This is a genomic window from Pseudomonas sp. Lz4W (genome assembly GCF_000346225.2).
Classification (GTDB): Bacteria; Pseudomonadota; Gammaproteobacteria; order Pseudomonadales; family Pseudomonadaceae; genus Aquipseudomonas; species Aquipseudomonas paraversuta.
The window spans coordinates 1,249,705-1,262,875 of the sequence record NZ_CP017432.1; the positions used below are offsets into that span (position 1 = coordinate 1,249,705).

Annotated in this window: 11 protein-coding genes; 5 read left to right on the forward strand and 6 right to left on the reverse strand. The window is 59.4% G+C overall.

Annotated elements, in window-relative coordinates:
* Positions 1–4 precede the first annotated feature (4 nt).
* From B195_RS06005 to B195_RS06030, 6 genes are all read right to left on the reverse strand, one after another.
* A complete protein-coding gene (locus tag B195_RS06005) occupies positions 5–523 on the reverse strand; it encodes a sigma-70 family RNA polymerase sigma factor (protein ID WP_003442682.1) in 519 nt (172 codons plus the stop codon).
* A 144-nt stretch (positions 524–667) separates the two neighbouring features.
* On the reverse strand, positions 668–1,402 hold the full coding sequence (locus B195_RS06010) for a phosphoadenylyl-sulfate reductase (protein WP_003442671.1): 735 nt from the start codon (positions 1,400–1,402) through the stop codon (positions 668–670).
* Positions 1,403–1,470: 68 nt separating this feature from the next.
* Positions 1,471–2,814 (reverse strand): aminodeoxychorismate synthase component I, encoded by a 1,344-nt coding sequence (gene pabB, locus B195_RS06015; RefSeq protein ID WP_003442667.1) that lies wholly within the window; start codon positions 2,812–2,814, stop codon positions 1,471–1,473.
* 204 nt (positions 2,815–3,018) lie between these two features.
* On the reverse strand, positions 3,019–4,002 hold the full coding sequence (locus tag B195_RS06020; protein WP_003442658.1) for an alpha-L-glutamate ligase-like protein: 984 nt from the start codon (positions 4,000–4,002) through the stop codon (positions 3,019–3,021).
* On the reverse strand, positions 4,002–5,534 hold the full coding sequence (locus B195_RS06025) for an inactive transglutaminase family protein (RefSeq protein ID WP_003442656.1): 1,533 nt from the start codon (positions 5,532–5,534) through the stop codon (positions 4,002–4,004). The genes B195_RS06020 and B195_RS06025 overlap by 1 nt, the downstream gene beginning before the upstream one ends.
* 5 nt (positions 5,535–5,539) lie before the next feature.
* Complete coding sequence (locus B195_RS06030; RefSeq protein ID WP_003442655.1) at positions 5,540–6,076, reverse strand: ATP-dependent zinc protease; 537 nt, start codon at positions 6,074–6,076, stop codon at positions 5,540–5,542.
* A gap of 279 nt (positions 6,077–6,355) precedes the next feature.
* On the opposite strand from B195_RS06030, the gene B195_RS06035 reads away from it, so the two are divergent.
* The 5 genes from B195_RS06035 to prpF all read left to right on the forward strand — a co-directional run bounded on the left by B195_RS06035 (position 6,356) and on the right by prpF (position 13,155).
* On the forward strand, positions 6,356–7,078 hold the full coding sequence (locus B195_RS06035; protein WP_003442652.1) for a GntR family transcriptional regulator: 723 nt from the start codon (positions 6,356–6,358) through the stop codon (positions 7,076–7,078).
* Positions 7,075–7,962 (forward strand): methylisocitrate lyase, encoded by an 888-nt coding sequence (gene prpB / locus B195_RS06040; RefSeq protein WP_003442649.1) that lies wholly within the window; start codon positions 7,075–7,077, stop codon positions 7,960–7,962. The genes B195_RS06035 and prpB overlap by 4 nt, the downstream gene beginning before the upstream one ends.
* Positions 7,963–8,063: 101 nt before the next feature.
* Positions 8,064–9,191: a 2-methylcitrate synthase gene (gene prpC, locus B195_RS06045; RefSeq protein ID WP_003442646.1), complete on the forward strand. Its 1,128-nt coding sequence runs from the start codon at positions 8,064–8,066 to the stop codon at positions 9,189–9,191.
* A 134-nt stretch (positions 9,192–9,325) separates the two neighbouring features.
* Positions 9,326–11,917 carry a Fe/S-dependent 2-methylisocitrate dehydratase AcnD gene (gene acnD, locus B195_RS06050; protein ID WP_003442643.1) on the forward strand — a complete coding sequence of 864 codons (2,592 nt, stop codon included), beginning with the start codon at positions 9,326–9,328 and terminating at the stop codon, positions 11,915–11,917.
* A 47-nt stretch (positions 11,918–11,964) separates the two neighbouring features.
* A complete protein-coding gene (gene prpF / locus B195_RS06055) occupies positions 11,965–13,155 on the forward strand; it encodes a 2-methylaconitate cis-trans isomerase PrpF (protein ID WP_003442640.1) in 1,191 nt (396 codons plus the stop codon).
* Positions 13,156–13,171: the final 16 nt, after the last annotated feature.

Sequence of the window (13,171 nt, forward strand, 5' to 3'; positions counted from 1 at the left end):
TTTATCAGGTATCCAGGCTATGGCTGCAGTGCAGCAAGGCCTGGATCAGGTACTTGCGCACCGTGCGATCAGACAGTGCCAGTTGCCGGGCGATCTCGCTCTGTTTCAGGCCATCGAGGTAGTACAGGACAAAGGCCTGGCGAACCTTGTCCTGCATGCCTTCCAGAATGAACGCGATGTGTTCGAGAGCTTCCAGAGTGGTGAGGATCTGCTCGGGGGATTGAAAGCCTTCAAGGGCTTGTGCGGTAAGCGCAAGTTCTTGCAGATAGGCGTTTTCGATTTGTTTGCGGCGCACCTGATCAATGATCAGGCGTCGTGCCGTGGTGCTCAAAAACGCCCGGGGCTCACGCAGGGTGGCTACCGACTCGCGGGCGTTGAGGATTCGGGTAAAGGTGTCTTGTGCCAGGTCTGCGGCATTCTGGGCGCAGCCGAGTTTTCTGCGCAGCCAGCCAAACAGCCAGCCGTGATGCTCGCTGTACAGATTGGAAATCGCGGCCTGGAACGCGGGTTCACCCGTTGACATAGGTCGTGGCTCAGACGTTATTGAGAATTATTACTAATTCTGAATGCAAGTCCGGGGTAAACGCAACTGAGAATGAATGCAGGAGCAAGCTTGTTTGCAGGCGCGAGCTGTTCAAGAGCTCGCACCTACAGGGGGAGGGGGGGATCAGTTTTTGGCGATCAGGTTGCCGGCATGCAGGCCGCACTCTTTTTGCGTGGCTTCTTCCCACCACCAGCGACCTTCGCGCTCGTGCTGATTTGGCAGCACCGGGCGGGTGCAGGGTTCGCAGCCGATGCTGATAAAACCGCGCTCGTGCAGGCTGTTGTACGGCAACTCCAGCATGCGGATGTAGCCCCAGACTTCCTCGCTGGTCATTTGTGCCAGCGGGTTGAATTTGTACAACGCACGTTCGGGGGTGGAGAACGCACCGTCAATTTCCAGTGCTGCCACCTGGCTGCGGGTGCCCGGGCTCTGGTCGCGACGCTGGCCGGTGGCCCAGGCCTTTACGGTCGACAGTTTGCGGCGTAGCGGCTCGATTTTGCGCACGCCACAGCACTCGCCGTGGCCGTCCTTATAGAAGCTGAACAGGCCTTTTTCTTTAACGAACGGCTCAAGTTTGCTTTGATCCGGCGAAATCAGCTCGATCTGGATCTGGTAGTGCTCGCGCACCTGCTCGATAAACCTGTAGGTCTCGGGGTGCAGCCGGCCGGTGTCGAGGCTGAAGACTTTGACGTTCTTGTTCAGCTTCCAGGCCATGTCCACCAGCACCACATCTTCGGCGCCGCTGAAGGAAATCCAGAGCTCGTCGCCAAAATGTTCAAAGGCGAGTTTGAGAATGTCCTGGGGGGACTTGCTGGCGTATGTCGCGGCGAGTTCGGCGACGTTGAACGTATGGCTCATCAGGCGGCTTCCTACAGTGAATGGCGCTTGGCGCTCTCTAGTGCGGCGATGTTAGCAAAAACCGCGGGCTACAGGGTTTGCAGCGTATCGAGCAGCACTTTGACCTTGGTGATCGATTCCTGGTATTCGTCCTGCCAGTGCGAGTCGGCGACGATACCGCCGCCGCCCCAGCAGCTCACTTGCCCGTCCTTGATCAGCAGGCTGCGAATCGCAATGGAACTGTCCATCTCGCCGCGTACGTCCAGATACATGAGCGAACCGCAGTAAATGCTGCGTCTTGTCGGTTCCAGCTGATCAATGATTTGCATCGCGCGGATTTTCGGGGCGCCGGTAATCGAGCCGCCAGGGAAGCTGTCGCCGATCAGGTCGAGGGCGTCTTTGCCTTCAGCCAGTTGCCCGGTCACGCTGCTCACCAGGTGGTGAACATTGGGATAGCTTTCGAGGCTAAACAGCTGCGGGACGCTGACCGAGCCAGTACGGCAGGTACGCCCCAGGTCATTGCGCAGTAAATCGACAATCATCAGGTTTTCAGCGCGGTCCTTGGGGCTGGCCAGCAGTTCGGCGGCGTTCGCCGCATCTTCGCTGCTGTCTTTGCCCCGCGGGCGGGTGCCTTTGATCGGGCGGGTTTCCACCTGATTGTTGCTGACCCGCACAAAGCGCTCCGGTGACAGGCTCAAAATCGCGTTGCTGTCCGTCAGGCGCATAAATCCTGAAAAGGGTGTCGGGCAGGCGGCCCGCAGTGCGCAATAGGCGGTCCAGCTATCGCCCTGGCAAGGGGCGCTGAAGCGCTGGGTGTAGTTGACCTGGTAGCAGTCGCCGGCCTGGATGTAGCGCTGAATCTGCTCCAGTGCCTGCTCATACTGGCTGGCGCTGATATCCGGCTGCATGGGCCGCTTGAGCGAGAACCCCGGGTTCGCCGCCGGCGCCGGCTGGCTGAACAGCGCAATCAGGCGTTCGCGTTCGCCGTCAGCCAGGCGCGGGTGAAACACCAGTTGGCTGGTGAGTTGCTGGTGATCGCTGATCAATGCCCAGGCGTACAGACCCAGTTGCGCGTCGGGCAATTGCAGGTCATCCCGTGACCGGGCAGGGAGCTGCTCAAGCCGACGGCCGAAGTCGTAGCTCAGGTAGCCGATCAGGCCGCCGGCAAACGGCAGTTCATAGTTGGCCGGAAGGCTGGCGTTGCCGAGCTGGTTCAGGTTTTCCCGCAGGCGCTGTAAAAATTCGCGCCCCGACTCGCTTGGCCCCACAGTCAGCTCTTGCAGTGGCCAGGCGCTCAGCAGGTCATAACGGCCGCGCTCGGCTGCAGGGCGGCCGCTGTCGAGCAGTACGGCACCGGGCGCATGGCGTATCGCCGCAAAATACTCGGCGGGATTGGCGTGGTAGGGCAGGGGGTGTACAGAGCAGGTCAACATGCGAAGCCAATCAGCCATCGGAGCGGGGTGGCGATTGTAATCCTGTGCAGGGCAGCAACCAAGCCTTGAGGGTGCGGTGGCAAGAGTCTGTGGGAGCCGGCTTGCCAGCGATGCCTGTAATGCGGTTGTCTGTCGGGCCGCATTGAGGCCATCGCCGGCAAGCCGGCCCCCGCCGGGCTTGTCAGCGTCTTGTGGGGGCCGGCTTTATTCGGCGGAGTGAATATGCCCGAACAATTCCTGGGCAAAGCGCATGCGCTCTTCCGGGGTTTCCTTGATGCCTTTGGCGGCCAGCTCTTCGAGGTGTGCTTCTACTGCGTGGGTACGCAGCGTCAGGCCACAGTCGTTGGCAATCTGGATATTCAGGCCCGGGCGGGCATTGAGCTCCAGAATCAGCGGGCCTTTTTCCTGGTCGAGCACCATGTCGACCCCGATATAGCCCAGCCCGCACAATTCATAGCAGCCGGCAGCCAGCTTCATGAAGCCGTCCCAGTTGGGCAGTTGCACGCCGTCCACCGCATTGGTGGTGTCGGGGTGTTTGCTGATGATGTTGTTCAGCCAGGTGCCCCGCAGGGTCAGGCCGGTCGCCAGATCGACACCGACCCCGATCGCGCCCTGGTGCAGGTTGGCCTTGCCCCCCGATTGTCGGGTCGGCAGGCGCAACATGGCCATCACCGGGTAGCCCATCAAGACAATGATGCGAATATCCGGCACGCCTTCGTAGCTGATGCTTTTGAATATCTGGTCCGGGATCACCCGGTACTCGATCAGTGCCCGGTCGCGGTGGCCGCCCAGCGAGTAAAGGCCGGTCAGAATGCTCGAAACCTGATGCTCGATTTCTTCGTGGCTGATGATCTTGCCCGAGACCGTGCGAAAACGGTCTTCGAAACGGTCAGCTATCACCAGAATGCCGTCGCCGCCCGCACCCTGGGCGGGCTTGATCACAAAGTCGTTACGGCCACCGATGATCTCGTCGAGTTTTTCGATTTCTTTTTCGGTGGAAATCACGCCATACATTTCCGGTACATGAATGCCGGCTGCAATGGCGCGTTCCTTGGTGATGATCTTGTCATCCACAATCGGATACAGGCTGCGCTTGTTGTACTTGAGTACATAGTCCGCGTTGCGCCGATTGATGCCCATGATGCCTCGGGCTTCCAGGGCCTTCCAGGTTTTCCAGAAGCCAAACATCAGGAGTCAGCCTTCAGGAAGGCCTTGAAACGCACCAGTTCGGTCAGGCGGTAGCCGCGATAGCGACCCATGGCCAGCATGAAGCCCACCAGAATCAGCAGCACTGCCGGGAAGGTGAAGATGAAGTACACCAGCTCCGGAATGCTCATGATCAGGTACGCCAGCGTAGCGGCAAACAGGGTTCCGACTGCGACTTTCATCGCATGGCCGCCGCCACGTTCTTCCCAGGTAATCGACAGGCGCTCGATGGTCATGGTCAGAATCACCATCGGGAACAGTGCCACCGACAGTCCGCGTTCCAGGCCCAGTTTGTGACTGAACAGACTGATGGCAGCGATCAGTATCACCACGAAGGTCAGTACCACGGACAGTCGCGGCAGCATTTGCAGCTTCAGGTGCTCCAGATAGGAGCGCAACATTAATCCGAGTGCCGTTATCACCGTAAACAGGATGATGCCGAACTCCAGCTGGGTTTCGCGGAACGCCAGGGCTATCAGTACCGGGGTGAAGGTACCCAGGGTTTGCAGGCCGATCAGGTTGCGCAGTACCAGAATCACCAGCACGCCAATCGGGATCATCACCATGATCATGAAGGTTTGCTGGGTTTGCAGTGGCAAGCCGTACAGCGAGTACTCAAGGAAGTTGGCGTCGGTGTTCTCGTCCGTCAGCTTGGCCAGGCGAATGGCGTTCATTTCGCTGTTGTTCAGGCTGAAGGTCACGTTGGGCTTCTTGCCGCCATCGACGGTGACCATTGGCTCATCGCCGATCCACCACAGCAGGCGGTCGGAGGGCAGGCCCTGCTCACCGGTTTCCGGGTTGAAATACAGCCAGTCGTTACCGTTGAAGCTGCGCAGCCACAGTTCAGGGTTCTGTGGTTGATCGGCCACCAGGCGGATGGTGTGGACTTTTTCCATCGGCACGTGGGCTATCGACAACAGCAGCTCGATGACCTGGGCTTTGTGCGGGGTGGAGGGGTCACCCGCCAGCAGCAGTTTCACGTTGTCATCGTTAGGGTTGTTCACCCGTTTGATGGTTTCGCTGATAAAGGTTTCGACGTCGGCAGAGTGCTGGCGAATGGGCGCCAGCAGTGCTTCGGCGGCAATTTTTTCCGGGCCTTCAACGGCAATGCTGTCACGGAAGACCGGGCCTTTGAGCTTGGTCTTGTCACCCGAATAGCGCTTGGTCAGCACCAGACGGTAATAAAGGGTCTGCTTGCCGCTGACCCGGCGTGCGGACCAGGTCACCTTGCGGTTGCCATCCACCCGGTTGACGCTGACACCGTAGTTATTGGAGATAAAGCTTTCGTTCAGGCTGACGTAGTCGCGGTTGAGCGGCGGTACGAACATCTGGATCTTGACCGGGTCTTTAGAGCTGGCGACGAACTCGACTTTGGCATCGATGTTCCACAGGTCGTCGGTCGCGTCTTCGGTCACAGGAATGCCGAGAGCAAAAATCTGATAGGCAGTAATCGAAATGCCCAGCACCACGAGGACGGTGATCAGGATTTTCAGGTGAAGGGTAAGCGCGCGCATTTCAATTACTCTGCGGTTTGAGCGTTAGCGACGCAGGCAGGTTTGCCAGCAGCGTATTTAAGACTTGGGTCGACCAGCGCATCAAAGCGCTTGAGTGCTTCGGAGCCGATCAGCAGCGGGTATTGGAACGCACTTCTATCAGTCAAGTTCACTTCGATTGTGCGTAAAGCTTTGCCCATGCAGATTTCCAGGGCAATGACCGGGCGCGAGGTGTAGTTCTTGTCGGACTGGGGATCATAGTCACCCGAGCGGCGTTTGATCTTGCTGACCCGGGCCAGCGGGCGTTCGATGGGGTGCGAGTGGGCGTCATCGATGGCCAGATAAAAGCGGACCCAGCTCTCTCCATCGCGTTTGAAACGCTTTATGTCGCGTGCGCTGAGGGATGCGGTTTTGGCTCCGGTATCGAGTTTGGCGGCCACTTGCAGATCGATGCCGGCCAGTTCGGCATATTCATTGAGGCCGTACACGGTTTTCTCGGCACCAAGGCTCAAGCCCGGTACGCACAGCAGACAAAGAAGGGTGTAGAGGGGGAAAAATTTCATAAATCGGGGCACGTCTCTTGCAATCTTCAGTTCAAGGCACTGGCAGTACAGAGCAAGTTTCCTCGTGCGGCTGCCCGTGGACGGGGCAGGGCGGATGCGGCCGGCATTCTAACATGAAGGTTTTATGGCGCCAGCGTTGCGGCGCTTTTATGGGGGGGAACTGGCTGTCGATTAAACTAAGGTCGTATCGGGATATTGTCGACAATACCTATTTATAATTTGACTATTTGGCGTTGAATCGCTAGTTTTGGCGTCATTGATTTGAAAGGTGTCGACAATATGCTGCAAGCACTAGAGCCCGCCGCTATCGCCCAGGACGATTCTGAAACCCTGTCGGAGAACGTGTTTCGGCGTATTCAGGCGGCTATTGTCAAAGGTGAAATCGCCCCCGGCAGCAAGATATCCGAGCCCGAACTGGCCCGCACCTACGGCATCAGCCGTGGGCCATTGCGTGAAGCCATTCACCGTCTCGAAGGTCAGCGCCTGCTGGTGCGCATCCCCCATGTCGGGGCCCGGGTGGTGTCGCTGAACCACGCCGAACTGATCGAACTCTACGAAATTCGCGAGTCCCTCGAAGGTATGGCCTGCCGCCTGGCCGCCGAGCGCATGAGTGATGAAGACATCGCCGAGTTGCGTCGGGTGCTCGAAACCCATGAGCGCGATGAGGCGTTCCAGGCGGGTGTCGGTTACTACCAGCAGGAAGGCGACTTCGATTTTCATTACAAGATCATTCAAGGCAGCGGTAATCGCACCCTGACCCAGATGCTGTGCGGCGAGCTGTACCAGCTGGTGCGTATGTACCGAATCCAGTTTTCCACCACCCCCAATCGCCCGCACCAGGCATTCGCCGAGCACCACCGGATTCTTGATGCCATTGCCGATCGCGACGGCGAACTGGCCGAGTTATTGATGCGCCGCCATATCGGCGCGTCGAAACGCAATATTGCGCGTCACTACCAAGACAGCGCCCAGCAGACAGCCACTCCACGAGGTGAGTCATGAGCAATAAAAACAGTCCAGGCCAGCGTTTCCGTGACGCAGTCGCCAGTGAACATCCGCTGCAGGTTGTGGGTGCGATCAACGCCAACCATGCACTGCTGGCCAAGCGTGCCGGCTTCAAGGCAATTTATCTGTCGGGTGGCGGTGTTGCAGCGGGATCTTTGGGGGTGCCGGACCTGGGCATTACCGGCCTGGACGATGTGCTGACCGACGTCCGTCGCATTACCGACGTCTGCGACCTGCCGCTGCTGGTGGACGTGGATACCGGCTTTGGCTCCTCGTTCTTCAACGTGTCGCGCACCGTCAAGTCGATGATCAAGTTTGGCGCGGCGGCGATTCATATCGAAGACCAGGTCGGTGCCAAGCGTTGCGGTCATCGCCCGAACAAGGAAATCGTCTCGCTGCAAGAGATGGTCGACCGCATCAAAGCAGCAGTTGACGCCCGTACCGATGACAGCTTCGTGATCATGGCACGCACCGATGCGCTGGCGGTCGAGGGCCTGGAGTCGGCGCTGGAACGTGCGGCAGCCTGTGTTGAAGCCGGTGCCGACATGGTCTTCCCGGAAGCCATTACCGAACTCGAGATGTACAAACTGTTCGCCAATCGGGTGAAGGCGCCGATTCTGGCCAACATCACCGAGTTTGGCTCGACACCGCTGTACACCACCGAGCAACTGGCCGGTGCCGATGTATCGCTGGTGCTGTACCCGCTCTCGGCTTTCCGGGCGATGAACAAGGCTGCTGAAAACGTCTACGGCGCCATCCGCCGTGACGGCACCCAGCAGAACGTGATCGACACCATGCAAACCCGCATGGAACTGTACGACGCCATCAACTACCACAGCTTCGAGCAAAAGCTCGACGCCGTGTTTGCCGCCAAGAAGTAACACAATTCCATGATCCTGCAGGAGCGAGCTTGCTCCTGCAGGGATAGGTATAGAACCCTGTAGTTGCCGAATCCCTAACAAATTCAAGATTGGAGAGCGCAATGGCCGAAGCAAAAGTATTGAGTGGCGCCGGATTACGCGGCCAGGTGGCCGGGCAAACAGCCTTGTCGACCGTTGGCCAGGAAGGCGCAGGTCTCACTTATCGTGGTTATGACGTCCGTGAACTGGCCGCCGAAGCCCGCTTTGAAGAAGTAGCCTATCTGCTGCTGTACGGTGAACTGCCGAACAAAACCGAGCTGGCGGCCTATATGGCCAAACTCAAAACCCTGCGTGATTTGCCGCAGGCCCTCAAGGAAGTGCTGGAGCGCATCCCCGCCGACGCCCATCCGATGGATGTGATGCGTACCGGCTGCTCGTTCCTGGGCAACCTTGAGCCCGAGCTGGATTTTGCCCGTGAGCGCGATGTAACCGATCGCCTGCTGGCCGCTTTCCCGGCAATCATGTGCTACTGGTATCGCTTCAGCCATGACGGTCTGCGCATCAATTGCGTGACCGATGAAGAGTCCATTGGCGGGCACTTCCTGCACCTGCTGCACGACAAGAAGCCGAGCGAACTGCACGTCAAAGTGATGAACGTGTCGCTGATTCTGTATGCCGAGCACGAATTCAACGCCTCGACATTCACCGCCCGGGTCTGTGCTTCGACCCTGTCCGACCTGTACTCGTGCGTCACGGCCGCCATCGGCACGTTGCGCGGGCCACTGCACGGTGGCGCCAACGAAGCGGCAATGGAAATGATCGAGCGTTTCGGCTCGGCAGAAGAGGCGGTCAAGGGCACTCTCGAAATGCTGGCGCGCAAAGACAAGATCATGGGCTTTGGCCACGCGATCTATAAAGACAGCGATCCGCGTAACGAAGTGATCAAGGGCTGGTCGAAAAAACTCGCTGACGAAGTGGGTGACACCACGTTGTTCCCGGTTTCCGAAGCCATCGACCAAACCATGTGGGAACAAAAGAAGCTGTTCCCCAACGCCGACTTCTACCATGCCTCGGCGTATCACTTCATGGGCATTCCAACCAAGCTGTTCACCCCGATCTTTGTCTGCTCACGCCTGACCGGCTGGGCTGCGCACGTGTTCGAACAGCGCGCCAACAACCGCATCATCCGCCCGAGTGCCGAGTACATCGGCGTCGAACAGCGCAAGTTCGTGCCAATCGAACGCCGCTGACCAGCAGGCGGCTTGAACCTGTCCAGCCTGCAGGAGCGAGCTTGCCCGTGAGCTCTTTGAAAAGCTCGCGAGCAAGCCCGCTTCTGCAGGAGGGGTGAGCCGCCTCAGACCTAACCGTGATCGAGTCCCACGCCATGAATACTGAATTTCGCAAAACACTACCGGGCACCCGGCTGGATTATTTCGACACCCGCGCGGCAGTCGATGCGATCAAACCCGGTGCTTATGACACCCTGCCATACACCTCCCGGGTACTGGCCGAAAACCTGGTGCGTCGCTGTGATCCTGCGACCCTGAACGCCTCATTGAGCCAGTTGATTGAACGCAAACGCGATCTCGACTTTCCGTGGTTCCCGGCGCGAGTGGTGTGCCACGACATTCTCGGGCAGACCGCGCTGGTCGACCTCGCCGGTTTGCGCGACGCCATTGCCCTGCAAGGGGGCGACCCGGCGCAAGTGAACCCGGTGGTCCCGACCCAGCTGATTGTCGATCACTCGTTGGCGGTTGAGCGCGACGGCACCGATCCCGAGGCGTTTGAAAAGAACCGCGCCATCGAGGATCGCCGTAACGAAGACCGGTTCCACTTTATTGAGTGGACCAAAAAAGCCTTCAAAAACGTCGATGTGATCCCGCCAGGCAACGGCATCATGCACCAGATCAACCTGGAGAAAATGTCTCCGGTGATTCAGGTGCGTGACGGTGTGGCATTCCCCGATACCTGCGTCGGCACCGACAGCCACACCCCCCACGTTGATTCGCTGGGCGTCATTGCCATTGGCGTCGGCGGTCTTGAAGCCGAGAGCGTGATGCTCGGTCGTGCCTCCTGGATGCGCCTGCCGGAAATCGTCGGCGTCGAGCTGACCGGCAAGCTGCAGCCGGGCATTACCGCTACCGATATGGTGCTGGCGCTGACCGAGTATCTGCGCAAGCAAAAAGTCGTCGGTGCCTGGCTGGAGTTCTTCGGCGAAGGTGCTGCGGCGCTGACCCTGGGGGACCGCGCCACCATCTCCAACATGGCCCCGGAATACGGCGCCACGGCTGCGATGTTCTACATCGACCAACAAACCATCGACTACCTCAAGCTGACCGGTCGTGAAGACCAGCAAGTGCAGTTGGTCGAAAACTACGCCAGGCTCACCGGGCTGTGGGGCGACAGTCTCAAGCATGCTGAGTATGAGCGTGGCTTGAGCTTTGACCTGTCCAGTGTCGTGCGCAACATGGCCGGCCCGAGCAACCCCCACGCCCGCGTCGCCACCAGCGACCTCGCGGCCAAGGGCATTGCCGGTCAGTGGGACGACGTGCCGGGGCAAATGCCTGACGGCGCGGTAATTATTGCGGCCATCACCAGCTGCACCAACACGAGCAACCCGCGTAACGTGATTGCGGCAGGCCTGATCGCCCGCAACGCCAACAAACTGGGGCTGACCCGCAAGCCTTGGGTCAAGTCGTCGTTGGCACCGGGTTCGAAAACCGTCGCGCTGTATCTGGACGAAGCCGGTCTGACCGATGAGCTTGAGCAACTGGGCTTTGGTGTGGTCGCTTTTGCCTGTACCACCTGCAATGGCATGTCCGGTGCGCTGGATCCGCAAGTGCAGCAGGAGATCATCGATCGCGATCTCTACGCGACGGCCGTGCTCTCGGGCAACCGCAACTTTGACGGGCGGATTCACCCGTACGCCAAGCAGGCATTTCTGGCTTCGCCGCCTTTGGTAGTGGCTTATGCAATTGCCGGGACCATCCGTTTCGATATCGAAAAAGATGTGTTGGGCCTGGATGCCAGCGGCAACGAAGTGCGTCTGAAAGATATCTGGCCAAGCGACGAAGAAATCGATGCCGTGGTCAAGCGCTCGGTCAAGCCGGAGCAGTTCCGCCAGGTTTATATTCCGATGTTCGCCATTCACGAAGACACCGGCCCGAAAGTCGAGCCGCTCTACGACTGGCGCCCGCAAAGCACTTACATTCGTCGTCCGCCGTATTGGGAAGGGGCACTGGCCGGTGCACGTCCGCTCAAGGGCATGCGCCCGCTGGCAGTGCTGCCGGACAACATCACCACCGATCACCTGTCGCCGTCCAACGCGATCATGCTCGACAGTGCCGCAGGTGAGTATCTGGCGAAAATGGGCCTGCCGGAAGTCGACTTCAACTCCTATGCAACCCACCGTGGCGACCACCTGACCGCGCAACGTGCCACCTTTGCCAACCCCAAACTGTTCAACGAAATGGTGATCGAGGACGGCAAGGTCAAGCAGGGCTCATTGACCCGTCTTGAGCCTGAAGGCCAGGTGATGCGCATGTGGGAAGCGATTGAAACCTACATGGATCGCAAGCAGCCGTTGATCATCATTGCCGGCGCCGACTACGGTCAGGGCTCGTCCCGTGACTGGGCGGCCAAGGGCGTGCGTCTGGCCGGGGTCGAAGCCATTGCGGCAGAGGGCTTTGAGCGGATTCACCGTACCAACCTGGTCGGCATGGGCGTGTTGCCGCTGGAGTTCATGCCGGGCACCAATCGTAAAACCCTGCAGATTGACGGCAGCGAGACTTACGACGTGATCGGCGAGCGCACCCCGCGTGCCACGCTGACCCTGGTGATTACCCGCAACAACGGCGAGCGCGTCGAGGTGCCGGTGATGTGCCGTCTGGACACCGCTGAAGAAGTCTCGATCTACGAAGCGGGCGGCGTGTTGCAGCGCTTTGCCCAGGACTTCCTGGAATCGGCCACGGCTTAATAGCAGTGCCGGGGCCTGGCGCCCCGGCCCTAACAGGAATCAGTTTTATGGCCTATGCAGCGCAAATCAAAATCCCTGCGACTTATATGCGCGGCGGTACCAGTAAAGGGGTGTTTTTCAGTCTGCTTGACTTGCCCGCCGTGGCCCAGGTTCCGGGCGCGGCCCGTGATGCCCTGTTGTTGCGGGTAATCGGCAGCCCGGACCCGTACGAAAAGCAAATTGACGGCATGGGCGCGGCGACCTCCAGTACCAGCAAAACCGTGATCGTCAGCCAAAGCCTGCAAGCCGATCATGATGTCGACTATCTGTTTGGCCAGGTGTCGATCGACAAGCCGTTCGTGGACTGGAGCGGCAACTGCGGCAACCTGTCGGCGGCCGTCGGTTCGTTTGCCATCAGCAGCGGCCTGGTGGATGCGGCCCGTATCCCGCAAAACGGCACGGCCGTGGTGCGTATCTGGCAAGCCAATATTGGCAAAACCATTATTGCCCATGTACCGATCACCGATGGCGCAGTCCAGGAAACCGGTGATTTCGAGCTCGACGGGGTGACCTTTCCTGCCGCCGAGGTGCAGCTGGAGTTCATTAATCCGGCGGCTGACGAGGAGGGTGCAGGGGGTTCGATGTTCCCTACCGGCAACCTGGTTGACGACCTTGAAGTGCCAGGGCTCGGCACCTTGAAAGTCACCATGATCAACGCCGGTATCCCGACCATTTTCGTCAATGCCCAAGCCATCGGTTACACCGGTGCCGAGCTGCAAAACGACATCAACGGCGATCCGAAAGCCCTGGCCATGTTCGAAACCATTCGTGCCCATGGTGCGTTGCGCATGGGCCTGATTGAAAGGCTCGAAGATGCGGCCAAGCGTCAGCACACGCCCAAGGTGGCCTTTGTTGCCGGGCCGACCGATTACCTGTCATCAAGCGGCAAGCCGGTGCCTGCACAGAGTGTGGACTTGCTGGTGCGGGCATTGTCGATGGGCAAGTTGCACCACGCGATGATGGGGACGGCGGCGGTGGCGATTGGCACTGCGGCAGCCATTCCGGGCACCCTGGTCAACCTTGCCGCGGGCGGCGAGTTGCGCAGCGCCGTGCGTTTTGGTCATCCCTCGGGCACCTTGCGGGTGGGCGCGCAGGCGCAGCAGGTTGATGGCGAATGGACAGTTACCAAAGCCATCATGAGCCGCAGCGCGCGGGTTTTGATGGAAGGTTGGGTGCGGGTACCGGGCGATGCCTTTTAACCCTGATTGCTGAATC